The organism is Agromyces sp. Marseille-P2726, assembly GCF_902809835.1.
GTDB lineage: Bacteria > Actinomycetota > Actinomycetes > Actinomycetales > Microbacteriaceae > Agromyces.
The window spans coordinates 910,702-934,115 of record NZ_CADDWM010000015.1 but is presented as its reverse complement, the minus strand read 5'-3'; the positions used below and the strand labels follow the sequence as shown (position 1 = coordinate 934,115).

Genomic DNA, 23,414 nt, shown 5'->3' with positions numbered 1-23,414 from the left:
GGATCTGGCACGTTGTGAGGGAAAGCAGGCAGCCCCGGCATGTCTCGGCGAATCGCGCCTGTTTCCGCGACCGGTACGGTGGGCGGATGATCCTGGAGCACGCGATCCTCCCCGTCCGGCCCGGGCGCGAGGAGGAGTTCGAGGCGGCGTTCGCCCTGGCGAAGCCGATCAGCGCGTCGATGCCGGGCTTCATCGACCTCACGCTGTCGCGCTCGATCGAGACGCCGAACGAGTACCTGTTGCTCGTGCACTGGGAGAGCGTCGAGGCGCACCAGCAGGGCTTCCGCGGTTCGCCCGAATACGAGCGCTGGCGCGCGCTGCTGCACGGGTTCTACGAGCCGTTCCCGGTCGTCGAGCACTTCGCCGAGGTCGCGCGAGCCTGAGGGGTGCGCGCGACCGTCGATGCCCCGCGCCATCCGAGCCGCGTCGATCCTCCGTCCTCTTGCTGCTGCGCCACTTCGGCGCTGTCTGCGCCAGTACGGGTGGCGCAACGGGCGTCGAAGTGGCGCAGGCGCCGAGGTCGCGCGAGCGTAGCGCGCGACGAATGGCCGGCGGCATCCGACCCTGCACAGGGAGTGATCACCCTCGCTTGCTAGCCTCGGAACAGGTCGCACGGCGCGACCCCGGACGAGGGAACCCAGTACCCGGATCGCGACAAGACTGGCACTCAGGGAGTGACAGTCATGGCATGGGTCATCCTCATCGCGTCCGGTGTGCTCGAGGCCGTCTGGGCGACGGCGCTCGGCAAGTCCGAGGGCTTCACCAAGCTCTGGCCGTCGGTGGTCTTCTTCGGCGCGCTCGCCCTCTCGATGGGCGGCCTCGCCTGGGCGATGCGCGACATCCCGACCGGCACGGCGTATGCGGTCTGGGTCGGCATCGGCGCGGGTCTCACGGTCATCTGGGCGATGATCACGGGCGACACGGATGTCTCGTGGCTGAAGCTCGCCCTCATCGCCGGGCTCGTCGGCTGCGTCGTCGGCCTGAAGCTCGTCGACGGAACGGCGCAGTGACGCTCGCAGTGTAAAGAACGCTTGACATCATGTCGAACTTCGTTGACACTGTCGATGTCAAGAGTTCTTTACATCTGTTCGGAGGTTCGTGATGGGCTACGAGGAGAAGGGCACCTGGTTGTACCTCGTGGTGGCCGTGGTCGGCTTCGGCGTGTACCTCGCCCTGCTGCTGCCGCGACTCGCGACGTCGGCCGTCGACGAGGTCGACTACGTGCCGCTCATGCTGTGGACGATCGGCGGCGCGATCGTCGTGACGATCATCGCGCGCATCCTGCTCGAGATCGTGTTCCCGAGCGAGCAGACGAAGCCCGACCAGCGCGACAAGGAGATCGAGCGCACCGGCGAGCGGGTCGGCAACTCGTTCGTGGTCATCGGCGCGCTCGCCGCGCTCATCATGAGCTGGTTCGAGCTCGACTGGTTCTGGATCGCGAACACGATCTACCTCTGCTTCGTGCTCTCGGCGATCCTGTCGTCGATCACGCGGCTCGTCGCCTACCGCGCCGGGGGCTTCCAGTCATGGTGAAGCCGACGCGGGTCACGAACGACATCCGTTCGCTGCGGTTCCGTGCCGGCGAGATGACGCAGGCCGAGCTCGCGAAACGGCTCGGCGTCACCCGGCAGACCGTCATCGCCATCGAGCAGGGCCGGTATTCGCCCTCGCTCGAGATGGCCTTCCAGATCGCGCGGGTGTTCGGGGTCCCGCTCGACGACGTGTTCCAGTACCCCGACAGCGAGGAGACGGCATCATGAGGGCGGCAGTGGTCGAGCGGTACGGCGGACCCGAGATGGTGCGCCTGCGGGAGGTCGACGAACCGGTCGTCGGCGACGGCGATGTGCTCGTGCGCGTCGAAGCGACGACCGTCGGCCCGACCGACGGCACGAATCGCAGCGGGCGCCCGGCGTTCGGGCGGCTCTATTTCGGGCTCGCGCGGCCGAAGCATCCGGTGCTCGGATACGACTTCGTCGGCGTGGTCGAGCGGGTCGGACCCGGCGCTCGGCGATTCGCCCTCGGTGACCGCGTGTACGGCACGCTGGCGCCCACGCCGGGTGCGCACGCCGAGCTCGTTCGCGTCGCCGAGGACGGCGTGATCGCGCCGATCCCCGCCGGGCTCGACGCCGCAGGTGCCGTGTCGCTGCTCGACGCCTTCTTCACCGCGATCCCGTTCCTGCGCGACGGCGCCCGGCTGCGTGCCGGCCAGACGGTGCTGGTGAACGGCGCCTCCGGCTCGGTGGGGTCGGCGGCCGTGCAGTACGCGAAGCACCTCGGCGCAACGGTCGTCGGCGTCTGCAGCACCGGCAACGTCGAACTGGTGGGCTCGCTCGGCGCCGACCAGGTGATCGACTACACCCGCGACGACTTCGCCGCGGCATCCGACCGCTACGACGTCATCTTCGACGCGGTGGGCAAACGGTCGTTCCGCGAGTGCCGCAGTGCCCTCACGCCCGACGGGATCTACCTTTCGACGGTGCCGACGCTGCCCGTGCTGCTGCGTTCCAGGCGCGCGAGGTCGGCCGATACCGGGCGACGAGCCGGAATCCTTTTCACCGGGCTCCGCAGCATCGCCGACAAGACGTCCGACCTCGCCGTCATCGGCGAGCTCGCGACCACCGGCGCCATCCGGCCGGTCATCGACCGGATCGTTCCCTTCGATGCGATCGCGGAAGCGCACCGCCGAGTCGATAGCGGCCACAAGGTCGGCAACGTGGTGGTGGCCGTGTCTGAGGCGCCGCGGGGCACGGAGGTCGGGTCGTGAGGGCGATCGCACAGCGTCGATACGGCGGACCCGAGGTGCTCGCCCTCGCCGAAGTCGAGGCTCCGATCCCCTCCGACGACGAGGTGCTGATCCGAGTGGAGGCCGTCGCCGTGAGCGCAGGAGATGCGCTCCTGATGCGGGGCGTGCCGAGGGCGGTGCGCCTGGCGTTCGGCCTGCGGCATCCGAAGCGACCGATCATCGGGCGGGATGTCGCGGGCGTCGTCGAGGCCGTGGGTCCGTCGGTCACGCGATTCGCGGTCGGTGACCCGGTGTACGCGGAGTCCGACCAGGGCGGTTACGCCGAGCTGGTGGCGGTCGCCGAGCGCTTCGTCGCCCGACGGCCCTCGAACATCGATGCGGTTCACGCGGCCGCCGTGCCCGTGTCGGGCACGACCGCGCTGCAGGGTTGGCGCCTCGCCGACGTCCGCCCCGGCCGGCACGTGCTGGTGAACGGCGCGTCGGGAGGAGTGGGCGGATTCGCCGTGCAGCTCGCCAAGGCGATGGGCGCTGAGGTGACCGGCGTGTGCCGTGGCTCGAAGGCAGACCATGTGCGCGCGATCGGCGCCGACCATGTCATCGACTACACCCGCGACGACTTCACCGCGGCCTGGGGCCGCTACGACGCCATCTTCGACCTGGTCGCCGACCACCCGCTCGGCCGCATCCGCCGCGCGCTGACGGAGCGTGGCACGCTCGTGCTCTCGTCGGGCACGGGCGGGGCGGTGTTCGGCCCGTTCGGGCGCATCATCCGGGCATCGTTCGTGAACCCGTTCGTCTCGCAGCGACTCCGCCCGCTCGCCGCCCGCCGCAACGGCGACGATCTCGCCGAGCTGGCGCGCTACATCGAGGCCGGCGACGTGACACCGGTGGTGGATCGCACCTTCGCCCTCGCGGATGCCGCGGAAGCGATCCGTCGGTTCGAGGCGGGCGACGTGCGCGGCAAGCTCGTGCTCACGGTGTGACGGTGCGTGCTTCAGCCCTCACCCCAGCAGCACGGCCCCGTACGCCAGCGCGGCGACGAGCACCCACGACGTGAGCCCGGTGACGAGCGCCCGCCAGCCGGTGACGGCGAGCTCCGCGAACCGGATGGCCGCGCCCAGCGCGAACAGCGCCATCGCGAGCAGCGCGGTCTGCACGAACTCCGCTCCGGTGAGCAGCCACTCGGGCAGCGGCACCAGCGTGTTGAGCAGCACGGCGGCGAGGACCCCGACCACGAACACCGGCACGATCGCGGGGCGCGGGCCCGCGGCATCCGCCGCCCTGCGTCGTTCGACCGCTGTGGTGATCGCGACCATCGGGGCGAGCAGCAGCACGCGAGTGAGCTTCACGACGACCGCCACGGCGAGGGCTGCGGTACCGGCGAGCTGCGCGGTCGCGACGACCTGCCCCACGTCGTGCACGCCGGCGCCGACCCAGTGCCCGAACCCGATGGCCGAGAGGCCGAGCGGATGCCACAGCACGGGCAGCACGGCGATCGCCAGCGTGCCGCACAGCGTGACGAGCGCGACGGGCACCGCCTGCTCCTCGTGCCGCGCCCGCACCGCGGCCCCCATCGCCCCGATCGCCGAGACGCCGCAGATCGAGAACCCGCTCGCGACGAGGAGCGGCTGGTGGCCGGGCAGGCCCATGGCGCGGCCGAGGCCGATCGTGCCCGCGAACGTCACGACGACCACGGCCACCGTGGTCGCGATCGTCAGCCATCCGAGGGCGGCGATGTCGACGAGGCTGAGCTCGAGCCCGAGCAGCACGATGCCGATGCGCAGCAGCCGACGCGCCGCCATCCGGAGGCCGGGCCGCAGCCCCCCGTCGAGTGCCGGTCGCAGCGCCGGGACCTGGCCGACGAGGATGCCGAGCGCCACCGCGGCGGTGAGGAGCGGCACGGCCGGCACGGCGAGGTGCACCGACCAGGACACGGCGGCCGCGATCGCGGCGGCAGTCGCGCCGGGCAGCAGTCGTGCGCTCGGGCGGACCCGGCGCATCACGTCGCCCAACTGGGCGCCCAGAAGTGCAGCTGCCGGAACTCGGGCGTCACCGCAATGCCAGTCCAGATCGGGTAGTAGAAGGCCGAGACGAGCAGCACGAAGACGAGGAAGATCGTCACCGTCGCGATGCCGCGCTCGCGTCGCCACGTGGCGTCGTCGCGTCGGCCGAGGATGAGGGCGATCACCGCCGCGAGCGCGAGCATGGTGTAGGGCTGGAACGCGATCGAGTAGAACTGGAACACCGTGCGGTCGAGGTAGGCGAGCCAGGGCAGGTATCCCGCGGCGAGACCGAGCAGGATCGCGCCGACCTGCCACTCCCGGTAGCGCACCAGCCGGTAGATGAGGTACACGGATGCCGCGGCCGCCGCCCACCAGATGAGCGGGTTGCCGATGCCGATGATGGATTCCCAGCACGTGTCGGCGCCGCATCCGCCCGAGCCGTCCTCGATGGCGTGGAAGTACATGTTCGTCGGCTTGAACATGATGAGCCACGTCAGCGGATTCGCCTCCGACGGGTGCTCGGCGTGGACGCCGACGTGGTACTGGTACGCCGACTGGTGGTAGTGCCAGAGGCTCTGCAGTGCCGTGGGCACCCATGAGAAGAACCCAGTGGCCCGGTTCGCAGCCTCCTCGGCCCACTGCCGGTAGTACCCGCCGGAGGTGGCGAACCAGCCCGTCCAGGAGGCGAGGTAGACCGCCACGGCCACCGGAACGAGCAGCACGAACGTGATGGGACCCTGCTTCAGCACGGCGCCGGTGAACCAGAACGGCACTCCGGCCCGTCGTCGCGCGACCGCATCCACGACGACGAGGTAGACGCCGAACGCCGCCAGGAACCAGAGCCCCGACCACTTCACCGCGCACGCCGCCCCGAACGCCGCTCCCGCCGCGACGACCCATGGTCGAGCCCACAGCGCGGGGCCGTAGTGCGGATCGCGGCCGGCGGCTCGGGCTTCGCCCAGGTGCTGCTCGAGCCGGCGCCGGGCATCGTCGCGATCGAGCAGCACGAACCAGAACCCGAGCAGGGTGAACAGCATGAGCCACGTGTCGAGGAGCGCCACGCGCGACATCACGATCGCGTTGCCGTCGACCGCGAGCAGGAACGCGGCGATCACCGCGACGACCGTCGAAGCCCAGAGCCGCCGGGCGACCAGTGCGACGAGGAACACCGCCGCGGTGCCCGCGAGCGCCGTCGACGCGCGCCACCAGAAGGCATCGCCGGCGCCGAAGGCCGCCATGCCGAGCGAGATCAGCCACTTGCCGAGCGGCGGATGCACGACGTACGTCGGTTCATCCAGGAAGATGCCCGTGTCACCGCGCGCGAAGTCCTCGTCGGCTCCTTCGGGCCAATCGGATTCGTAGCCGTTCTGCAGGAGCGTCCAGGCATCCTTCACGTAGTAGGTCTCGTCGAAGACGATGGCCTGCGGGTGGCCGAGGTTCCAGAATCGCAGCACGGCGGCGAGCAGGGTCACGAGCAGCGGCCCGCCCCAGTACCAGAGCGCACGCCGACGCGGCGTCGAGAGGATGCGCGCCCACCATGCGTCGAGGCGGGTGCCGCGAGCCTCGGTCGGATGGGTGGGTTCGTCGTGTGCCTCGACCTGCTCGCGCTCGTCGGCCACTGCACCCATGCGCCAAGCGTAATCGGGGCCGCGAGACGCCGTGCGGGACACTGGGTGCATGATCATCCTCGCGGCGACGCCCATCGGCAACCTCGGCGACGCATCGGTCCGGCTCCGCGACGCGCTCGAGCACGCCGACGTCGTGGCCTCGGAGGACACGCGCGTCACGCAGCGCCTGCTCGCCGGCCTCGGCATCCGGAATCGGCCGCGACTGATCGCCCTCCACGAGCACAACGAGCGCCAGAAGGCGGACGAGCTCGTGGAGCTCGCCCGTGATCGGGACCTGCTCGTGCTGAGCGACGCCGGCATGCCGACCGTCTCCGACCCCGGCTTCCCGCTCGTGCAGGCAGCCGTTGCCGCCGGCGTCGACGTCACGGCGATCCCGGGCCCGTCGGCGGTGATCACGGCGCTCGCCGTCTCCGGCCTGCCGACCGACCGCTTCGCCTTCGAGGGATTCCTTCCGCGCAAGGCGGGTGATCGCGCCCGCCGCGTCGCCGAACTCGCGATGGACCGGCGCACCCTCGTCTTCTTCGAGGCGCCGTCGCGCCTCGCCGCGAGTCTCGACGCCCTCGCGGACGCCTTCGGGCCCGATCGTCCGGCGGCGGTCTGCCGCGAGCTCACCAAGCTGCACGAGGAGGTGCGCCGTGGTGGCCTCGGCGAGCTCGCCGCGTGGGCATCCGGGGGCGTGCGGGGCGAGATCTGCATCGTCGTCGGTGGTGCGGCAGCCGAGCGGGCGGACGCAGCGGGCGCGCTGGAGCGCGTGCTCGAGCTCGCGGCATCCGGTACCCGGCTGAAGGATGCCGCGACGCTCGTCGCCGCCGAGAGCGGGCTGGGCCGGCGAGACCTGTACGAGGCTGCGCTCGCCGCTCGCCGCTCGCCGCGGGCCGACGCCGATCGACGGCTGAATCCGCCCGTTGTCCCTCGAAATGGGGGATGATGGCAGTACGGCACGACCGTGGAGGTGTCCGATGGCGCACGCAGTCAGGTTCTCCCAGTTCGGCGGCCCCGAGATGCTCGAGGTGGTCGAGGTGTCCACGCCCGATCCCGGTGACGGAGAGGTGCTCGTCGAGGTGTTCGCCACCGGCCTGAACCCCGTCGAGAGCGCGATGCGCCGGGGCGAGCATCCCGAGCGCTGGCCGGTGGCACTCCCGTGGCCGCAGGGGCGCGACCTCGCCGGGGTGGTCATCGCGACCGGTCCTGGTGCCACGAGGTTCTCACGGGGTGACGAGGTCATGGGCTTCGTCGACCACGGCGCCCAGGCCACGCACGTCGTCGTGCCCGAGACGCAGCTGCTCGAGCGACCGCCCGCCCTCTCGTGGGAGGTGGCGGGCTCGCTGTACACGGCGGGCACCACCGCGTGGAACGCCGTCGAGGGGCTGAACCTCGGTCCTGCGGACACGGTCGTCATCACGGCTGCCGCCGGCGGACTCGGATGTCTCGCCGCGCAGTTCGCGCGCATGCGCGGCGCCACCGTCATCGGCACGAGCGCCGAGGAGCGGTTCGACTTCCTGCGCCAGTTCGGCGTGATCCCGACCGCGTACGGGCCCGGCCTTGCCGAGCGGGTTCGCGCGCTCACCGAGCGGCCGATCAGCGCGTTCATCGACTTCCTGGGCGGCCAGGCCCGCGAGGCGAAGGCGCTCGGCGTGCCGGCCGCGCGCATCCTCACCGTGCTCGACTGGGACGCCGTCGACGAGCACGGCGCCGTGCGGCTATCCCCGGGCGACGTCGTCGCGCTCGGCAGGGTGGCCGCGCTCGCCGCAGCCCGGCGCATCCGGCTGCCCATCGCCGACGTGTTCCCGCTCGATCGCGTGGCCGACGCCTACCGAGCCCTCGACAAGCGAGAGGCGCCGGGCAAGATCGTGCTCGGGTTGAGGGTCGTCGACTACCCGGGCCAGCGCGTGCGCGAACCCGAGATCAAGGAGCAGGACGTGACGCTCGGCGTGCCGACGCCCCACGAGCACCTGGAGGTCGAGGAGGCGGTGCCGCCCGCGATCGGCGACGGCAGCGTGCGGCGACGGCATCGGGAGGAACGGGCCCGCAAGGCGTAGCCGGCCCGTCAGCCGCAACCCGCCGCCCGCCCGCCGGCCGTAACCCGGAAGGGGTGGCATCCCCGCGCCCATAGGATTGAGCGCATGGCCGACGCCTCCTCGTTCTACATCACCACGCCCATCTTCTACGTGAACGACGTGCCCCACATCGGGCACGCGTACACCGAGGTGGCGGCCGACGTGCTCGCACGGTGGCACCGCCAGGCGGGCGAGGACACGTGGATGCTCACCGGCACCGACGAGCACGGCCAGAAGATCCTGCGCACCGCCACCGCCAACGGCGTGACCCCGAAGGAGTGGGCCGACAAGCTCGTGGACGAGGCCTGGAAGCCGCTGCTCGAGACGATCGACGTGGCGAACGACGACTTCATCCGCACCACCGACGCACGCCACGAGCTCAACGTCCAGAAGTTCCTGCAGCAGCTCTACGACGACGGCCACATCTACACCGGCGAGTACGAGGGCTACTACTGCGTCGGCTGCGAGGAGTACAAGCAGGAGTCCGAGCTCGTGCCCGGCGTCGGCGAGTACGAGGGTCAGCTCGTGTGCGCCATCCACTCGAAGCCCGTCGAGCGTCTGCACGAGAAGAACTACTTCTTCCGCACGTCGGCGTTCGCCGATCGGCTGCTCGCCCTCTACGAGGAGCGGCCCGACTTCGTGCAGCCCGAGTCGGCGCGCAACGAGGTGCTGGGCTGGGTGCGGTCGGGGCTCGCCGATCTCTCGATCTCCCGGTCGACGTTCGACTGGGGCGTCAAGGTCCCCTGGGACGACACGCACGTCGTCTACGTGTGGTTCGACGCACTGCTGAACTACATCACGGCTGTCGGCTACGGCGAGGATGACGCTGAGTTCGCGCGCCGGTGGCCGGCACAGCACATCGTCGGTAAAGACATCCTGCGGTTCCACGCCGTGATCTGGCCGGCCATGCTCATGGCTGCGGGCCTCGAAGTGCCCCGCGGCGTGTTCGGCCACGGCTGGCTCCTCGTCGGCGGCGAGAAGATGTCGAAGTCCAAGCTCACGGGCATCGCTCCCTCGCAGATCACCGACACGTTCGGGTCGGATGCGTTCCGCTACTACTTCATGCGGGCCATCCACTTCGGCCAGGACGGCTCGTTCTCGTGGGAGGACCTCGCGGCGCGGTATCAGGCCGAACTCGCCAACGGATTCGGCAACCTCGCCTCCCGGGTCATCGCGATGATCACGCGGTACTGCGACGGCGAGGTGCCCCGAGCGGCCGAGCGCTCCGACGCCGACCGTGAGATCGGCGAGCTCGAGACGAGGGCGACGCAGGCCTCCTGGTCGGCCATCCAGCGGCTCGCGATCCACGACGCCATCGCGGCCGCATGGGAGCTCGTCGATGCGCTGAACGGCTACCTGACCGCCGAGGAGCCGTGGTCGCTCGCGAAGCAGCCGCAGCAGCGCGAGCGACTCGAGACCGTCCTCGCCACCGCGTACCACGGCCTCGGCACGCTCGCCGTGCTGCTCTCGCCCGTGCTGCCGCAGGCGACCGCGAAGCTCTGGGCGGCCCTCGGCGCCCCGGGCACCGTGCAGGAGCAGCGCGTCGACCGCGCCCACGAGTGGTCCGTCGGCGATCGGGTGGCGCCCCTCGAGGCGCTCTTCCCGCGCGTCGAGGTCTCGGTGTGACGGGCTCGGGCGCATCGGCGGGCTCGGAGGCCGCTGCGTACCCGGCCTCGCCCGCGCCGCTCGCGGTCGGGGTGTACGACAACCACACGCATCTCGAACCCGGGCACGGCGTACCGTGGCTCGAGGTGCACGAGCACCTCGAACGTGCGGCGTCGGTCGGGGTCCTCGGTGCGGTGCAGGTCGGCACGGATGTCGCGACGAGCCGGTGGTCGGCCGAGGTGGCCGAGCGCGAGCCGCGCCTGCTCGCCGCCGTGGCGCTGCATCCCAACGAGGCCCCCGAGCTCGAGGCATCCCGAACGCTCGACGACTCCCTCGCTGCGATCGATGACCTCGCGGCGCGCCCCCGGGTGCGGGCCATCGGCGAGACCGGGCTCGATTTCTACCGCACGGGCGAGGGCGGGCGCGGCGCGCAGTTCCGATCGTTCGAGGCGCACATCGAGATCGCGAAGCGGCACGGCCTCGCGCTGCAGATCCATGATCGCGACGCACACCACGAGGTGCTCGAGACGCTGCGCCGGGTCGCCGCGCCCGAGCGCACCGTCTTCCACTGCTTCTCGGGCGACGCGCAGCTGGCGCGCACGGTGACCGAGGCCGGCTGGTACGTCTCGTTCGCCGGGAACGTCACGTTCAAGAACGCCGAGAACCTGCGCGACGCCCTGCGGGCGGCCCCGACCGATCGGATCCTGGTCGAGACGGATGCCCCGTACCTCACCCCGGTGCCCCTCCGCGGTCGGCCGAACGCGCCGTACCTGGTGCCCCACACGATTCGGTTCATGGCCGAAACCCTCGAGGCCGATCTCGACGAGTTCTGCTCGCAGATCGCGTCGAACACGGTGGCGGTGTACGGACCGTGGCATGATGAGCCCGTGTCGGGGGCAATGGGGCGACGGGGGTAGCCGGTGAACGCGCACAGGCATGCGGCTGAGGGCGTCGATGCCACGCCCCGCCTCCTGGGTCCCGCAGAGATCCGCGATCTGGCGCACCTGCTCGACGTGACGCCCACGAAGAAGCTCGGGCAGAACTTCGTGCACGACGCCAACACGGTGCGGCGCATCGTCCAGACCGCCGGGGTGCAGCCCGGTGAGACGGTGCTCGAGATCGGGCCGGGCCTCGGCTCGCTCACGCTCGGGCTGCTCGAGGCAGGGGCATCCGTCGTGGCCGTCGAGATCGATGGGCGACTGGCCGAGCAGCTGCCCCACACCGTGCGCGTGATGCAGCCCGGACGCACGCTCTCCGTCGTGCACGCCGATGCGCTTCGGGTGACCGAGCTGCCCGAGGATGCGGTTCGGCTCGTGGCCAATCTGCCGTACAACGTGTCGGTCCCGGTGCTGCTGCACCTGCTCGAGCACTTCCCTTCGCTGCGTTCGGGCATCGTGATGGTGCAGGCCGAGGTCGGCCATCGGCTCGCCGCCGAACCCGGCTCGAAGGTCTACGGCGCACCCAGCGTGAAGGCGGCCTGGTACGGCGACTGGCGGACCGTCGGGCAGGTCTCACGCCTGGTGTTCTGGCCCGTGCCGAACGTCGACTCCGTGCTCGTCGGATTCGAGCGTGGCGAGGAGCCCGGCACCGAGGATGAGCGCCGGGCGACCTTCGCCCTCGTCGACGCGGCGTTCCAGCAGCGCCGCAAGATGCTCCGTCAGTCGCTGGCGGGGGCGCTCGGCGGGTCTTCGGCAGCGGCCGCGACCGCGCTCGAGCGAGCGGGCATCGATCCGCAGTCCCGCGGCGAGCAGTTGCGGGTGCAGGACTTCCTCGCCGTGGTGCGCGCGTCGAACGCGGCCGTCGAGGCTTGAGGCCCGCACCCCGCTTCCACCCTCGGCGGGCGGGCAGTAGCGTGGTGGCATGAGCACGCCGGTGGGGAGCAGCGCGGAGGGCGTGGGCGCCGAAGCGGTTCGCGAGGCGACCGGCAAAGACCGCGCCGAATGGTTCGCCCTCCTCGATCAGGCCGGCGCAGCGACGTGGCCGCACGCCGACATCGCGAAGTGGCTCGTGACCGAGCACGGCGTCGACGGCTGGTGGTCGCAGAACCTCACGGTCGCGTACGAACAGGCACGGGGCATCCGGGAGCCGGGCCAGCGCCAAGACGGACGGTTCGAGGCGAGCGTGAGCCGAACGGTCGCCCTGGGGCCGGCCGATGCGCTCCGAGCACTGGCCGCGGTCGTCACCGAGCAGCTCGAGACGGATCCGCTCGCGCTGAACCTGACGGCGAAGCATCCGACCGCCCGGTTCCCGCTCGACGGCGGCGAGTTCGTGCTCGCGTCGGCCAGCCCCATCGGCGACGGCCGCGCCTCGATCGGACTCACGTGGGGGCGCATGCCCGACGGCTCGCGCTCGGCCGAGGTGAAGGCGCGGATGCGCGAGTGGCTCGAGGCCGTCGGCTAGCGTGAACCCATGACGATCGCGGCGACCGACGAGGCTGTGCACGTTCGGGCGCCGGGCAAGATCAACCTGTTCCTGCGCGTGGGCGCGGTGCAGCCCGACGGCTACCACGACGTCGCCAGCGCGTACCAGGCCGTGTCACTGTACGAGGATGTCCGAGCGTGGCCCGACGACGAGTTCAGCGTCTCGTTCGAAGATGGCTCGGTCGATACCTCGGGTCTGCCGACGGATGCCTCGAACCTCGCGATCAGGGCCGCGAAGCTTCTGGCCCGCACTGCGGGGGTACCCGGCGGGGTGCACCTCGAGATCGCGAAGCACGTTCCCATCGCCGGGGGCATGGGGGGAGGTTCGGCGGATGCCGCGGCGACCCTCCTCGCGTGCGATGCGCTGTGGGGCACGATGCTCGCCAAAGAGGAGCTGCACGCCCTGGCGGCGAAGCTCGGCGCCGACGTACCGTTCGCGCTGTCGGGCGGCACGGCCACCGGTACCGGCAGGGGTGACCGACTGAGCCCGGCGCTTGCGACCGGATCGTTCCACTGGGTGCTCGCCGTGGCCGAGTTCGGGCTCTCGACGCCCGCCGTGTACCGGGAGCTCGACCGGCGCCGCGAGCTCGCGAGCAGCGCGCACGGAGCACACGGCGCCCTCATGGCGGCGCCCACGACGACGCCCACCGTCGACACCGCGGTGCTGCAGGCGCTGCGAGCCGGTGACGCCCGCATGCTCGCCGAGGCCGTGCACAACGACCTGCAGGCCGCGGCGCTCGGTCTGGCGCCCGGGCTCGGAGGCATCCTCGAGCTCGGCGAATCGCACGGCGCGCTCGCCGGGCTCGTGTCGGGCTCTGGTCCGACGGTGGCGTTCCTCGTCGACGACGCCGACTCGGCGCTCGAGCTGCAGATCGCCCTCTCCGCCGCGCGCCTCAACGCCGTGCACGTGCACGGACCCGTGCACGGGGCACGAATCGTGCACGGCTGAGCGCTCGGCCCGCGCGGCTAGGCTCGACAGGACATGGCACACCTCCTGGGCGCCGAGCGCCTCCACCTCGAATTCCCCACGCGCGTCGTCTTCGACGAGGTCACCCTCGGCATCGACGAGGGCGACCGCGTCGGAGTGGTCGGCCGCAACGGCGACGGCAAGTCGACGCTGCTGAAGCTGCTCGCGGGCCGGATGGACCCCGACTCGGGGCGGGTGACGCACCGCCGCGGCATCCGCATCGGCATGCTCGACCAGGCCGATGTCGTCGATCCGGGTCACATGGTGGCCGAGGCCGTCGTCGGGGGCATCGAAGAGCACGTGTGGGCCGGCGACGCGAGGGTCCGCGACGTCATCGGCGGCCTGCTCGCCGATGTGCCGTGGCAGGCACAGGTCTCGAGCCTCTCGGGCGGCCAGCGACGTCGCGTCGGCCTCGCGGCGCTGCTCGTGGGGGACTGGGACGTCGTGTTCCTCGACGAGCCCACCAACCACCTCGACGTCGAGGGCATCGCCTGGCTCGCGCAGCACCTGAAGAACCGCTGGACGACGGACGCGGGCGCACTCGTCGTCGTGACGCACGACCGCTGGTTCCTCGACGAGGTGTGCACCGCGACGTGGGAGGTGCACGACGGCATCGTCGAGCCGTTCGAGGGCGGGTACGCGGCGTACGTACTGCAGCGCGTCGAGCGCGATCGCATGGCCGCGGCATCCGAGGCCAAACGGCAGAACCTCATGCGCAAGGAGCTCGCCTGGCTGCGCCGGGGGGCACCGGCGCGCACCTCGAAGCCGAAGTTCCGCATCGAGGCGGCGAACGCGCTCATCGCGAACGAACCGCCCGTGCGCAACCCCGTCGAGCTCAATCGGCTCGCGGTGTCCCGCCTCGGCAAGGACGTCGTCGACCTGCTCGGCGTGTCGGTGGAGTACCCCGCCTCGGATGCCGCGGCCGGCGGGGGTCTCGAGACGCGTCCGCCTGCGGCGAGCGCTCCTCGACCAGCGGTCAAGACCGTGCTGCACGACATCGAGTGGCGCATCGCGCCGGGGGAGCGCACGGGAATCCTCGGAGTGAACGGCGCGGGCAAGTCGACGCTGCTCGGCCTGGTCACGGGCGCTGTGCAGCCCTCGACCGGGCGCGTGAAGCGCGGCAAGACCGTCAAGATCGCCACGCTGAGCCAGGAGCTCGCCGAGCTCGCCGAGTGGGCCGACGAGCGGGTGAGCGCCGTGGTCGCCGAGCAGCGCACGGCGTACAAGGTGGGTGCAGGCTCCAAGGCGGTCGAGCTCACACCCGGACAGCTGCTGGAGCGGCTCGGCATCTCGAATGCCCACCTCTCGACTCCCGTGAAGAACCTCTCGGGCGGACAGAAGCGGCGGCTGCAGTTGCTGCTGATCCTGCTGCAGGAGCCGAACGTACTGATCCTCGACGAGCCGACGAACGACCTCGACACCGACATGCTCGCGGCGGTCGAGGACCTGCTCGACTCGTGGCCGGGCACCCTGCTCGTCGTGAGTCACGATCGGTACCTCATCGAGCGGGTCACCGACCGGCAGGTCGCGATCCTCGACGGGCACCTTCGCGACCTCCCGCGCGGCGTCGACCAGTACCTCGAGTTGCGTCGCGCCGCTGCGGGTCGAGGAGCCGCCGACAGCGGTGTCTCGACACCGGCGTCCGTTCGCGCGAACGGTCTCGAGACGCCCGCTCCGCGGGCTCCTCGATCCGCAGAGCTCACCGGGGCCGACCGTCGTGCCGCCGAGAAGGAGATCGCGTCGATCGATCGACGACTCGAGAAGCTGCAGGCGCAGATCGCCGACCAGCACGAGCGGCTCGCACGGCACGACCAGAGCGACTACGTGGGTCTCGGGGCGCTCGGCGACGAACTTGCCGCGCTCGAGGCATCCGTCGCCGAGCTCGAGATACGGTGGCTCGAAGTTTCTGAGGCACTCGAAGGTTGAGCCGCAGAATCTGTGACGCACTGTGACTGCGCTGGGTTCGGCGTGAAAAATCCTTCGATAAACTGAGCAGGCGTCCGCGTTCGCGGCAACGAAGCCTCCCAATGACTCCTCCCGGCGGCAGCTGGCCGAGCCAGAGCTCTGCCTGCCTCACGCCACCATCGCCCGATCGCGGCTCGCACTCGTGAAAGGGACACCATGGGAAGCACCAAGAAGAAGTACCTCGCTGCGCTCGCAGCCCTGCCCCTCGTGGTCGGGCTCGCGTCATGCGCCACTCCCGCGGCGAGCGCCGGAGGCGACGGAGACACCGTGAAGATCGGCGTCGTCGGCAAGGGCGACCCCCAGTGGTCGGCATTCGAGGAGGCGGCGGCAGACGAGGGCATCTCGATCGAGATCGTGGACTTCGCGGACTACGCGCAGCCGAACCCGGCCACCAGCGAGGGCGAACTGGACATCAATCAGTTCCAGCACATCGTCTACCTCGCCGACTACAACGTGTCGGCGGGCGAGGATCTCGCGCCGATCGGTTCGACCGCGATCTACCCCCTCGGCCTGTACTCCACGAAGTACGAGTCGGTCGACGACATCCCCGAGGGGGAGACCGTCGCCGTGCCGAACGACGCATCGAACCAGGCCCGTGGCCTGCTCGTGCTGCAGTCGGCCGGGCTCATCGAGCTGAAGAGCGGCGGCACGATCTTCTCCGATCTCGCCGATGTCGACGAAGCGAAGTCGAAAGTGAAGGTCACCGCCCTCGAGGCATCGCTCACGCCGACCTCGCTGCCCGACCTCGCAGCGGCCATCATCAACAACGACTTCGTCGAGGATGCGGGCCTCAGCTTCGAGGACGCCATCGCGCAGGATGACCCGAGCGACCCGAACGCCCTGCCGTACGTGAACATCTTCGCCACGCGCGCCGACGACACGGACAACGAGACCTACCTGAAGCTCGTGGAGATCTTCCAGACCGATCCCGAGGTGCAGGAGGGCCTGCTCGAGGCATCCGGCAACTCGGCGGTCTCGGTGCAGACGCCCGTCGACGACCTGGTCGAGTCGCTGACCAAGGTCGAGGCCGACACCAAGGCCGCCAAGGGCTAGGAGCTCCCGTGCCGCTCGTCGCGCTCCGTGACGTCACCAAGACATATCCGTCGCCCGAGAAGGGCGGCGACCCCATCGTCGCCGTCGACGGCGTCTCGCTCGACATCGAGGCCGGCGATGTCTACGGGATCATCGGATACTCGGGCGCGGGCAAGTCGACCCTCGTCCGCCTCGTCAACGCGTTGGAGCCTGCGACCAGCGGCAGCATCGTCGTCGACGGCCGGGACATCACGGGCATGCCCGAGCGCGAGCTGCGCTCCCTGCGGCTCGGCATCGGCATGATCTTCCAGCAGTTCAACCTCTTCAACTCGAAGACGGTTCGAGCGAACGTGGCCTATCCGCTCAAGGTGGCGGGTCGGCCGAAGGCCGAGATCGATTCCCGCGTCGACGAGCTCCTCGACTTCGTCGGGCTCGCCGACAAGGCGCGCAGCTACCCCGATCAGCTCTCTGGAGGCCAGAAGCAGCGGGTCGGGGTGGCGCGCGCCCTCGCGACCTCCCCGCAGATCCTGCTCGCCGATGAGGCGACGAGTGCGCTCGACCCCGAGACGACGCAGGAGGTGCTGGCCCTGCTCAAGCGCGTGAACCGCGACCTCGGGATCACGATGATCGTCATCACGCACGAGATGGACGTCATCCAGTCCATCGCCACCAAGGTCGCCGTCATGGACTCGGGCCGAGTGGTCGAGAACGGCGACGTGTTCGAGGTGTTCTCCGACCCGCAGCGGCCGTCGTCGCAGCGGTTCGTCTCGACGGTCGTCAAGGGCATCCCGTCACCGGCGGAGCTCGAGGTGCTGCGCGAGCGCCACGAGGGGCGCATCGTGACGATCTCCTTCCGCGACGGCGACGCCTCGCAGTCATCCGTGTTCCTCGATCTCGCGAACGCGGGACTCGAGTTCGAGCTCGTCTACGGCGGGATCAACGACATCCAGGGGCGGGCGTTCGGCCATCTCACGCTGGCGATCAGGGGTGCGGATGCCGCAACCGACGCCGCGCTCCGCCGCATCGCCGAGCGAGTCGACGTGACCGAGGTGGCCTGATGGATCGCCTGTTCGAACTCGGCGGGGAGTTCTGGGTCGCCGCCGCAGAGACGCTGTACATGGTGGCGCTCACGCTGCTCTTCGGCGGCATCCTCGGCCTGCTCATCGGCATCGCGCTCTATACGACCCGGCCCGGAAGCCTGACCGAGAACAAGGTCGTCTTCAATGTCGTCAACGTCGTCATCAACTTCTTCAGGCCGATTCCGTTCATCATCTTCATCCCGGCGGTGCAGCCCCTCGCGCGGCTCGTCGTCGGCACCGGCATCGGCAACAACGCGCTCATCTTCGCCCTCTCGCTCGCGGCATCGTTCGCGATCGGGCGCATCGTCGAGCAGAACCTGCTGACCGTCTCGCCGGGTGTCGTCGAGGCCGCTCGGGCCATGGGCGCGGGGCCGTTCCGAATCCTCCGAACGGTCGTGCTGCCCGAGGCGCTCGGACCACTGATCCTCGGATACACGTTCGTCATCGTCGCCATCATCGACATGACCGCCGTGGCGGGCTACATCGGCGGTGGTGGCCTCGGGAACTTCGCACTCGTCTACGGTTATCGGCAGTTCGAGCCCGTGATCACGTGGGCCGCCGTCATTCTCATCGTGGTCTTCGTGCAGGTCGTGCAGTTCCTCGGCAACTGGCTCGCTCGAAAGGTGCTGCGCCGGTAGACGCCGCTCGTCGCGGCCTGAGTCGCCCCGACGTCAGGCATAGTCGTCGAGGGCGAACCAGCGGGCACCGTCGTCGTGAACGATGAACTGCGCGCGCACCGCGACCGACTCGGCCCGGCATGCCTCGCCGAGCGCCCTGGCCCACGCGCGATCAGCGGTCGTGGACACCGCATCGCCCGGTCGCTCCCAGACGAACACCACCTTCGCGGCGCCGACGTATTCGACGATCTCGGACAGGCGAGAGGCGAGCACCTGGGCGGCAGTCCCCTCCTCGCCGGACGGTTCATCGGGGCGTTCGGGGTAGCCTGCCACCGGCATGATGAGTGGCAGCTGCACGTCGTGCTCATCGAGGTACAGCGTCCACCATTGGCGCCGGATCGCCCCTTGGAGCAGCTCGGAGACGCGCTCGTGGAGCGCGTGGTCGGATACGAGGGGCAGTCGCGTGGCTTCGTCGGCTTCGAGGGTCATACCGTCATCGTTCCGAGGGACGGCGCGTGAAACGGCGACCTCGACGAGGCTGTGGGTCGTCATCGGGTTCGGGGCGATGTGGAGGAGAACTGTGGCTCCCGCAGCCCATCAGAAGGGCGGTGGCGGAGTCGGCGACGTGGTGTGGGGTCGGACCACCGCCGCAGGTACGGCGTCGCGAAGGCGTGGCCCTCCTCCGATCCCTCGCGCGGGGGAAGCGCCGCATCCGCGACTCGGGCACGATGGAGGGGTGAGTTCCTGGCGCGGGTCCACCACCGAGCGACTCCGCACGGCGTGGCGCCGGACGTTGTTCCTGCTCATGGGCGGACTGGTGGCGATCCCCTATGCGCTCCTCATCACCTGGGCGGTGACCGTGCTCGTCGTTCCGCGTCCCGAGGATCCGATGGTCGCGCTGCTCGCCCGCGGTGCAGTGCTCGTCATCCTCGCGCTGCTCGCGCTCCCGGCCTTCCTCACCGTCACGCGCACCCTCGAGCGCACGGCGGCGAACCAACTGCTCGACCTCGATGTGCCCGAGCCCGGCCGTCGAACGACACCGTCCGACCGGCTTCGCGCTGCGCTGTTCTTCGCCGGACACCTCGTCTCGGGCGGCGCACTCGTGTTCGCCCTCGGATTCGGCATCCCGTTCGCGATCACGATCGCGGTCGACACGGCCGCGGGCTCGACCGACGACCAGGTCCTCGAGGCCCTGCTGCCGCTGCCCTGGCTCGCGCCCGATACGGCCGTCATGCTCGCGCTCGTGGTCACGGCACTGGCCATGGCGCTCGTCATCGCGAGCGGCGTCCTCCTGCCGTGGTACGCCCGCATGCTCCTGGGGCCGTCCGCCGAGGAGCAGTTGGATGCCGCGAATCGCGCCACGGCCGAACTCGAGCGCCGCAACGAGCTCGCGCGCGAGCTGCACGACTCGATCGGGCACGCCCTGACGCTCACGACCGTGCAGGCCGCCGCGGCCCGGCGCCTGCTCGCCCGCGACCCCGAGGCCGCGATCGCGGCGATCGCCGAGGTCGAGCGAGCAGGGCGCACCGCGGTCGCCGACCTCGACTACGCGCTCCGCGTGCTGCGCTCTCCGCCCCACGGGGGTCCGGATGCCGGGACCGCCGTGCAGCGCACCTTCGACGATCTCGTCGCCGACGCTCGAGCCGCCGGGCTCGAGGTGCAGTACACCCCGGTCGGAGATGCGGCCGCGCTGCCGGCCAGCATGCGCACCGCGTTGTACCGCGTGCTGCAGGAGGCGCTCACCAACACGCTGCGTCACGCGACCGAACCTCGCGCGGTCGTGTCACTCACCGTCGGTGCGAGTGACGTCGAGCTTCGCGTGTCGAATCCGGCGACCGCCCCGCGGGGCGAGCGCCCGTCGCGGCACCCCGAGTCCGAGCAGCGCGGGCTCCGCGGCATCCGTGAGCGCGTGGCCGTGCTGGGCGGATCGAGCGTCGCCGGCCTCCGCGACGGCGACTGGGTACTCGAGGTCGTGCTGCCCCTCGGAGGAGCCTCGTGAGCGAGCCGATCACGCTGCTGCTCGTCGATGACGAGCCGCTCGTGCGCAAGGGATTCCGTGCGATCCTCGAGGCCGAGCCCGGGCTCGAGGTCGTCGGCGAGGCGTCGGACGGTGACGAGGTCGAGGCCCGGGTCGACCTGCTCCATCCCGACGTCGTGCTCATGGACGTGCGGATGCCGCGCATGAACGGGCTCGAGGCGACGGCGCGGCTCATGGCACGCGGGGAGCCGTCGCCGCGCGTGCTCATCCTGACCACGTTCGAGAGCGACGACTTCGTGTACGAGGCGCTCCGCATCGGCGCCGACGGATTCGTGCTGAAGCGCGTCGAGCCCGAAGAGCTCGTGCGGGCCATCGAGACGGTCGCGCGCAGCGACGTGCTGCTCTACCCGTCGGCCATCCGTCGGCTCGCGACCTCCGCTCGCCCGAGTGGCGCGCCGGCGACCGCGAGGGGCGACGCACTCGCGTCCGCCGGGCTGAGCGAGCGCGAGCAGGACGTGCTCCGTCTCGTCGCACGTGGGCTCTCGAACGGCGAGATCGCCGGCGAACTGGTCGTGAGCGTCGAGACCGTCAAGTCCCACGTCGCGAGCATGCTCGCCAAGCTCGGCGTACGCGACCGCACGCAGGCCGTGATCCGGGCGTACGAATCGGGCTTCATCCCGCGCGGCTGAGGGGGATGCCACGACGTGAGCCGGATCCCGCGGGCCGGCACCGCGCCGAACGCATCGCGACGCGATCACTCGCAGGATTCCCTCGCTCGGGGCAGCCGATTCGCTCGACAGGGCGAGGCGTCGAGAGCGGGGCGCGAGCAGAGTCGAGGCATGCGATCAGACAAGCGAGAATCCACCGCCATGCCACCCCCGAGAGCCCGCGGGGTGACCGTCCTGCTGGTCCCCGTGGTGCTCGCCCTGCTGTGGTCGGCCGCCATGCTCGTCGTGGGCATCGCGTGGTCGCTGGGTGCTCCCGGCTACCCGACGGCACCGCCCGGCTTCGACGTGCAGACGCCCCTGGAGCTCGTCCCGGCCGCGATCGGCGCGCCGATCGTCGCGATCGTGGCGGGCATCGGAGTGCTGGTCGCCGGCTGGCTGCTCGCCGGGGCTCGGGCCGACGCCCGCGGCGAGGCCGCCCTGCTGTCGCCGGTCGTGCCGGCCGTCTATGCCGCCGCCCTGACGGTCACGGCCACGGTCGCCGTGGTGGACGCCCGCCTGATGGCGTGGGTCGGCTACGTGCTCAGCCTCGGCTTCCCGCCCATGCCGCCCGGCACCCTCGAGCAGGTCGTCGCCGTCGTCGGCGCCCTGCTCTGGATCGCGGCCGCCGCATCGTGGGCGCGGCGGAGTCGGCTGCTGCGCGCGTCCGCGTCGGCCGGCGCCGCGCCTCGATCTCGAGTCACGAACGGCCGGCCCGTGAGCGCGTCCGCTCGCATCGCGACCTGGGTCGCGGTGGTCATCCCGCTGCTGTACGCCGCCACCCGCCTGCTGTGGGCGGCCGGCATTCCGCTCGGCATCTCCGAGGAGCTGTTGCGGGAGGGGCAGGAGTCGGGTCTGTGGTGGCGCGGGAGCGGACTCGCCCTCGTCGCGATCGGCGGCGCCGCGCTCACGAGCGGACTCGTGTTCCGGTGGGGCGAGGTGCTGCCGCGTTGGGTGCCGGTGCTCGGGGGACGTTCGGTCCCCGTGCTGCTCGCCGTCGTCCCGGGGCTGGCGGTGTCGCTCATCGTCTTCGGCGCCGGATTCTCGTTCGTGCGGATCGTGGCGGCGGGCGACCTCCCGTTGCCCGAACACCTCGTGACCGTGGGTCCTCAGCTGCTGTGGCCGATCTGGGGCGTCGCCCTCGCCGTCGCCACCGTCGCGTACCACCGGCGGCGGACCGGTCGCGGACCCGCGGACGAGAGCTCGAGCACCGGCCGATCAGCGAAGGAGCAGCCCACGCCGACGCGCCGGTCGTGGCATCCCTCCATGACGGCACGACCTTCAGTCGAAGCCGAGGCTCAGCTTACGCAGCAGCCCCGCTAGCCGCTTCTGCTCGCCGGCCGGGAGACCGGCGAGCAGTTCGGCTTCAGCGTCGACGAGGCGCGTGATCGCGGCATCCACCCGGGTGAGTCCGGCGGGGCTCATCTGCACGAGGATGCCGCGACCGTCGTTCGGGTCGGTCTGCCGGGTGACCAGCTCTCGTTCGACGAGTCGGTCGATGCGATTCGTCATCGTGCCGCTGGAGACCAGTGTCTGCTGCAGCAGCTGCTTCGGCGAGAGCCGGTACGGCGGGCCGGCCCGGCGCAGTGCCGAGAGCACATCGAACTCGGATGCCTCGAGCTCCGAGCGCGCGAACGCCTGACGCCGCGCGCGGTCGAGGTGCTTCGAGAGCCGGGCGACGCGCGAGAGCACCTGCAGCGGCGCGAAGTCGAGGTCGGGGCGTTCGCGCTCCCAGTCCTGCACGATGCGGTCGACCTCGTCAGCATCCCTCATTCCGCCATTATCCCGCCGCGGGGTCCGCCCGCCGTGGGCCTCAACTCGCCGCAGGCAGTCCCTCTCCGGTTTCGAGCAGCGTCTTCAACGAGCTCAGCACGTACATCCATCCGGGGCCGCCCACATCGGCCGCGGTGCGCGGCGACGCTTCGAGCCGGTCGTGCGTGAGGGTCACGAGGCAGAGCCCGTCGCCGCGAGGCTCGATCTCCCAGGTCACGCGGCTCGCGGGCTCGTCGGCGAGGTCGGGGTCGTACGACGATCGCCATTCGTGCACGAGGCGACGAGGAGGGTCGAACTCGGCCACCGTGTCGGTTCCCCAGTCCTCTCCGCCGGGTCCTCGCGAGGTACGCGCCTCGGCCGTCGTCTCGATCGCGGATCCGTAGAAGTACTGCGCGGTGCGCTCCGCGCTCGTGATGGCCCGCCAGATGTCGTCGGCGCTCGCGCGGATGAACACGTGGTAGACCTGCGTTGCTTCGGTCATGGCTCCTTCTCCAGTTCGTGCTTGAGATCGGCGAGGTATGCGGCTGGGCCGGCACGGTACTTGTCGATCCACCGGTCGTGGATGAGTCGGATCGGCACGGCGTTCAGGTAGTGCAGCTTCTCGCGGCCCGAGCGGCGGGTCGTGATGAGACCCGCCTCCTCGAGCACCCTCAGGTGCTTCATGATGCCGAACCTCGTCATGTCGGCAAGCCCCTCGAGGTCGGCGAGCCGGGCTCCGTCGTGCACGAACAGGTGGTCGAGCAGACGGCGCCTCGTCGGGTCGGCGAGCGCCTTGAACACCCCATCGTCATCATCCATCGAGATCGATAATAGGTGACTGATTGGTCACATATCAAGGTGCTG

Annotated in this window: 26 protein-coding genes and 1 riboswitch; of the genes, 20 read left to right on the top strand and 6 right to left on the bottom strand. The window is 70.7% G+C overall.

Features of this window, described 5'->3' with window-relative positions; all coding sequences use genetic code 11:
* The first annotated feature begins 86 nt into the window (after positions 1-86).
* From HUS56_RS17025 to HUS56_RS17000, 6 genes are all read left to right on the top strand, one after another.
* Entirely contained in the window at positions 87-383 is a 297-nt protein-coding gene (locus HUS56_RS17025; protein WP_173924565.1) for an antibiotic biosynthesis monooxygenase, read from the top strand.
* A 219-nt stretch (positions 384-602) separates the two neighbouring features.
* Positions 603-668, top strand: a riboswitch (guanidine-III (ykkC-III) riboswitch).
* A gap of 15 nt (positions 669-683) precedes the next feature.
* On the top strand, positions 684-1,010 hold the full coding sequence (locus tag HUS56_RS17020; protein ID WP_173924564.1) for a multidrug efflux SMR transporter: 327 nt from the start codon (positions 684-686) through the stop codon (positions 1,008-1,010).
* Between the two features lie 91 nt (positions 1,011-1,101).
* Positions 1,102-1,533 carry a hypothetical protein gene (locus HUS56_RS17015; RefSeq protein ID WP_173924563.1) on the top strand — a complete coding sequence of 144 codons (432 nt, stop codon included), beginning with the start codon at positions 1,102-1,104 and terminating at the stop codon, positions 1,531-1,533.
* A complete protein-coding gene (locus HUS56_RS17010) occupies positions 1,527-1,760 on the top strand; it encodes a helix-turn-helix transcriptional regulator (protein WP_173924562.1) in 234 nt (77 codons plus the stop codon). Before HUS56_RS17015 ends, HUS56_RS17010 begins: the two co-directional genes overlap by 7 nt.
* Complete coding sequence (locus tag HUS56_RS17005) at positions 1,757-2,764, top strand: NAD(P)-dependent alcohol dehydrogenase (protein WP_173924561.1); 1,008 nt, start codon at positions 1,757-1,759, stop codon at positions 2,762-2,764. The genes HUS56_RS17010 and HUS56_RS17005 overlap by 4 nt, the downstream gene beginning before the upstream one ends.
* The gene (locus tag HUS56_RS17000) at positions 2,761-3,726 is read left to right on the top strand and encodes an NAD(P)-dependent alcohol dehydrogenase (RefSeq protein WP_173924560.1); all 966 of its coding nucleotides are present in this window, start codon (positions 2,761-2,763) and stop codon (positions 3,724-3,726) included. The genes HUS56_RS17005 and HUS56_RS17000 overlap by 4 nt, the downstream gene beginning before the upstream one ends.
* An 18-nt stretch (positions 3,727-3,744) precedes the next feature.
* Here the strand turns inward: HUS56_RS17000 and HUS56_RS16995 are convergent, their stop codons facing one another.
* A complete protein-coding gene (locus tag HUS56_RS16995) occupies positions 3,745-4,743 on the bottom strand; it encodes a YeiH family protein (RefSeq protein ID WP_173924559.1) in 999 nt (332 codons plus the stop codon).
* Positions 4,743-6,374 (bottom strand): dolichyl-phosphate-mannose--protein mannosyltransferase, encoded by a 1,632-nt coding sequence (locus HUS56_RS16990; protein WP_173924558.1) that lies wholly within the window; start codon positions 6,372-6,374, stop codon positions 4,743-4,745. The genes HUS56_RS16995 and HUS56_RS16990 overlap by 1 nt, the downstream gene beginning before the upstream one ends.
* A 49-nt stretch (positions 6,375-6,423) precedes the next feature.
* Here HUS56_RS16990 and rsmI point away from each other — a divergent pair, with 49 nt between their 5' ends.
* The 11 genes from rsmI to HUS56_RS16935 all read left to right on the top strand — a co-directional run bounded on the left by rsmI (position 6,424) and on the right by HUS56_RS16935 (position 18,137).
* The gene (gene rsmI, locus HUS56_RS16985; RefSeq protein WP_173924557.1) at positions 6,424-7,302 is read left to right on the top strand and encodes a 16S rRNA (cytidine(1402)-2'-O)-methyltransferase; all 879 of its coding nucleotides are present in this window, start codon (positions 6,424-6,426) and stop codon (positions 7,300-7,302) included.
* Positions 7,303-7,333: 31 nt separating this feature from the next.
* On the top strand, positions 7,334-8,413 hold the full coding sequence (locus HUS56_RS16980; protein ID WP_173924556.1) for an NADP-dependent oxidoreductase: 1,080 nt from the start codon (positions 7,334-7,336) through the stop codon (positions 8,411-8,413).
* An 84-nt stretch (positions 8,414-8,497) separates the two neighbouring features.
* Entirely contained in the window at positions 8,498-10,057 is a 1,560-nt protein-coding gene (gene metG, locus HUS56_RS16975) for a methionine--tRNA ligase (protein ID WP_173924555.1), read from the top strand.
* Positions 10,054-10,953: a TatD family hydrolase gene (locus HUS56_RS16970; protein WP_173924554.1), complete on the top strand. Its 900-nt coding sequence runs from the start codon at positions 10,054-10,056 to the stop codon at positions 10,951-10,953. Before metG ends, HUS56_RS16970 begins: the two co-directional genes overlap by 4 nt.
* A gap of 3 nt (positions 10,954-10,956) precedes the next feature.
* Complete coding sequence (rsmA, locus tag HUS56_RS16965) at positions 10,957-11,847, top strand: 16S rRNA (adenine(1518)-N(6)/adenine(1519)-N(6))-dimethyltransferase RsmA (protein WP_173924553.1); 891 nt, start codon at positions 10,957-10,959, stop codon at positions 11,845-11,847.
* A 49-nt stretch (positions 11,848-11,896) separates the two neighbouring features.
* A complete protein-coding gene (locus HUS56_RS16960; protein ID WP_173924552.1) occupies positions 11,897-12,436 on the top strand; it encodes a DUF4287 domain-containing protein in 540 nt (179 codons plus the stop codon).
* Positions 12,437-12,445: 9 nt separating this feature from the next.
* Complete coding sequence (locus HUS56_RS16955) at positions 12,446-13,405, top strand: 4-(cytidine 5'-diphospho)-2-C-methyl-D-erythritol kinase (protein WP_173924551.1); 960 nt, start codon at positions 12,446-12,448, stop codon at positions 13,403-13,405.
* A gap of 33 nt (positions 13,406-13,438) precedes the next feature.
* Entirely contained in the window at positions 13,439-15,349 is a 1,911-nt protein-coding gene (locus HUS56_RS16950) for an ABC-F family ATP-binding cassette domain-containing protein (RefSeq protein ID WP_173924550.1), read from the top strand.
* A gap of 195 nt (positions 15,350-15,544) precedes the next feature.
* The gene (locus HUS56_RS16945; RefSeq protein ID WP_173924549.1) at positions 15,545-16,441 is read left to right on the top strand and encodes a MetQ/NlpA family ABC transporter substrate-binding protein; all 897 of its coding nucleotides are present in this window, start codon (positions 15,545-15,547) and stop codon (positions 16,439-16,441) included.
* Positions 16,442-16,449: 8 nt separating this feature from the next.
* Complete coding sequence (locus HUS56_RS16940; RefSeq protein ID WP_173924548.1) at positions 16,450-17,478, top strand: methionine ABC transporter ATP-binding protein; 1,029 nt, start codon at positions 16,450-16,452, stop codon at positions 17,476-17,478.
* Complete coding sequence (locus HUS56_RS16935; RefSeq protein ID WP_173924547.1) at positions 17,478-18,137, top strand: methionine ABC transporter permease; 660 nt, start codon at positions 17,478-17,480, stop codon at positions 18,135-18,137. Before HUS56_RS16940 ends, HUS56_RS16935 begins: the two co-directional genes overlap by 1 nt.
* 33 nt (positions 18,138-18,170) lie before the next feature.
* Here HUS56_RS16935 and HUS56_RS16930 read toward each other — a convergent pair whose 3' ends face one another.
* Positions 18,171-18,605, bottom strand: coding sequence for a hypothetical protein (locus tag HUS56_RS16930; RefSeq protein ID WP_173924546.1), 435 nt, complete (start codon positions 18,603-18,605; stop codon positions 18,171-18,173).
* Between the two features lie 247 nt (positions 18,606-18,852).
* On the opposite strand from HUS56_RS16930, the gene HUS56_RS16925 reads away from it, so the two are divergent.
* The 3 genes from HUS56_RS16925 to HUS56_RS16915 all read left to right on the top strand — a co-directional run bounded on the left by HUS56_RS16925 (position 18,853) and on the right by HUS56_RS16915 (position 22,121).
* Positions 18,853-20,115 (top strand): sensor histidine kinase, encoded by a 1,263-nt coding sequence (locus HUS56_RS16925; protein WP_173924545.1) that lies wholly within the window; start codon positions 18,853-18,855, stop codon positions 20,113-20,115.
* Positions 20,112-20,783 carry a response regulator transcription factor gene (locus tag HUS56_RS16920; RefSeq protein WP_173924544.1) on the top strand — a complete coding sequence of 224 codons (672 nt, stop codon included), beginning with the start codon at positions 20,112-20,114 and terminating at the stop codon, positions 20,781-20,783. The genes HUS56_RS16925 and HUS56_RS16920 overlap by 4 nt, the downstream gene beginning before the upstream one ends.
* Positions 20,784-20,963: 180 nt before the next feature.
* Positions 20,964-22,121, top strand: coding sequence for a hypothetical protein (locus tag HUS56_RS16915; protein WP_173924543.1), 1,158 nt, complete (start codon positions 20,964-20,966; stop codon positions 22,119-22,121).
* On the opposite strand, the gene HUS56_RS16910 is transcribed toward HUS56_RS16915, so the two are convergent.
* Genes HUS56_RS16910 through HUS56_RS16900 form a run of 3 tightly spaced genes read right to left on the bottom strand, consistent with a single transcriptional unit; the run spans position 22,080 to position 23,369 of the window.
* On the bottom strand, positions 22,080-22,571 hold the full coding sequence (locus tag HUS56_RS16910; RefSeq protein ID WP_173924542.1) for a MarR family winged helix-turn-helix transcriptional regulator: 492 nt from the start codon (positions 22,569-22,571) through the stop codon (positions 22,080-22,082). The genes HUS56_RS16915 and HUS56_RS16910 overlap by 42 nt on opposite strands.
* 40 nt (positions 22,572-22,611) lie before the next feature.
* A complete protein-coding gene (locus HUS56_RS16905; RefSeq protein ID WP_173924541.1) occupies positions 22,612-23,052 on the bottom strand; it encodes an SRPBCC domain-containing protein in 441 nt (146 codons plus the stop codon).
* Positions 23,049-23,369, bottom strand: coding sequence for a helix-turn-helix transcriptional regulator (locus tag HUS56_RS16900; protein WP_173924540.1), 321 nt, complete (start codon positions 23,367-23,369; stop codon positions 23,049-23,051). The genes HUS56_RS16905 and HUS56_RS16900 overlap by 4 nt, the downstream gene beginning before the upstream one ends.
* Positions 23,370-23,414 lie beyond the last annotated feature (45 nt).

What these genes read in the sequence shown, in the direction of transcription:
- HUS56_RS16960 (WP_173924552.1), top strand. Translation starts at nt 11,897, where the DNA reads ATGAGCACGCCGGTGGGGAGCAGCGCGGAGGGCGTGGGCGCCGAAGCG.
- HUS56_RS16935 (WP_173924547.1), top strand. Translation starts at nt 17,478, where the DNA reads ATGGATCGCCTGTTCGAACTCGGCGGGGAGTTCTGGGTCGCCGCCGCA.
- HUS56_RS16955 (WP_173924551.1), top strand. Translation starts at nt 12,446, where the DNA reads ATGACGATCGCGGCGACCGACGAGGCTGTGCACGTTCGGGCGCCGGGC.
- HUS56_RS16915 (WP_173924543.1), top strand. Translation starts at nt 20,964, where the DNA reads ATGCCACCCCCGAGAGCCCGCGGGGTGACCGTCCTGCTGGTCCCCGTG.
- HUS56_RS16910 (WP_173924542.1), bottom strand. Translation starts at nt 22,571, where the DNA reads ATGAGGGATGCTGACGAGGTCGACCGCATCGTGCAGGACTGGGAGCGC.
- HUS56_RS16930 (WP_173924546.1), bottom strand. Translation starts at nt 18,605, where the DNA reads ATGACCCTCGAAGCCGACGAAGCCACGCGACTGCCCCTCGTATCCGAC.
- HUS56_RS17005 (WP_173924561.1), top strand. Translation starts at nt 1,757, where the DNA reads ATGAGGGCGGCAGTGGTCGAGCGGTACGGCGGACCCGAGATGGTGCGC.
- HUS56_RS16995 (WP_173924559.1), bottom strand. Translation starts at nt 4,743, where the DNA reads ATGCGCCGGGTCCGCCCGAGCGCACGACTGCTGCCCGGCGCGACTGCC.
- HUS56_RS16980 (WP_173924556.1), top strand. Translation starts at nt 7,334, where the DNA reads ATGGCGCACGCAGTCAGGTTCTCCCAGTTCGGCGGCCCCGAGATGCTC.
- HUS56_RS17025 (WP_173924565.1), top strand. Translation starts at nt 87, where the DNA reads ATGATCCTGGAGCACGCGATCCTCCCCGTCCGGCCCGGGCGCGAGGAG.
- HUS56_RS16990 (WP_173924558.1), bottom strand. Translation starts at nt 6,374, where the DNA reads ATGGGTGCAGTGGCCGACGAGCGCGAGCAGGTCGAGGCACACGACGAA.
- HUS56_RS17010 (WP_173924562.1), top strand. Translation starts at nt 1,527, where the DNA reads ATGGTGAAGCCGACGCGGGTCACGAACGACATCCGTTCGCTGCGGTTC.
- HUS56_RS16905 (WP_173924541.1), bottom strand. Translation starts at nt 23,052, where the DNA reads ATGACCGAAGCAACGCAGGTCTACCACGTGTTCATCCGCGCGAGCGCC.
- rsmI (WP_173924557.1), top strand. Translation starts at nt 6,424, where the DNA reads ATGATCATCCTCGCGGCGACGCCCATCGGCAACCTCGGCGACGCATCG.
- HUS56_RS16950 (WP_173924550.1), top strand. Translation starts at nt 13,439, where the DNA reads ATGGCACACCTCCTGGGCGCCGAGCGCCTCCACCTCGAATTCCCCACG.
- HUS56_RS16945 (WP_173924549.1), top strand. Translation starts at nt 15,545, where the DNA reads ATGGGAAGCACCAAGAAGAAGTACCTCGCTGCGCTCGCAGCCCTGCCC.
- HUS56_RS16900 (WP_173924540.1), bottom strand. Translation starts at nt 23,369, where the DNA reads ATGGATGATGACGATGGGGTGTTCAAGGCGCTCGCCGACCCGACGAGG.
- HUS56_RS17020 (WP_173924564.1), top strand. Translation starts at nt 684, where the DNA reads ATGGCATGGGTCATCCTCATCGCGTCCGGTGTGCTCGAGGCCGTCTGG.
- metG (WP_173924555.1), top strand. Translation starts at nt 8,498, where the DNA reads ATGGCCGACGCCTCCTCGTTCTACATCACCACGCCCATCTTCTACGTG.
- HUS56_RS17015 (WP_173924563.1), top strand. Translation starts at nt 1,102, where the DNA reads ATGGGCTACGAGGAGAAGGGCACCTGGTTGTACCTCGTGGTGGCCGTG.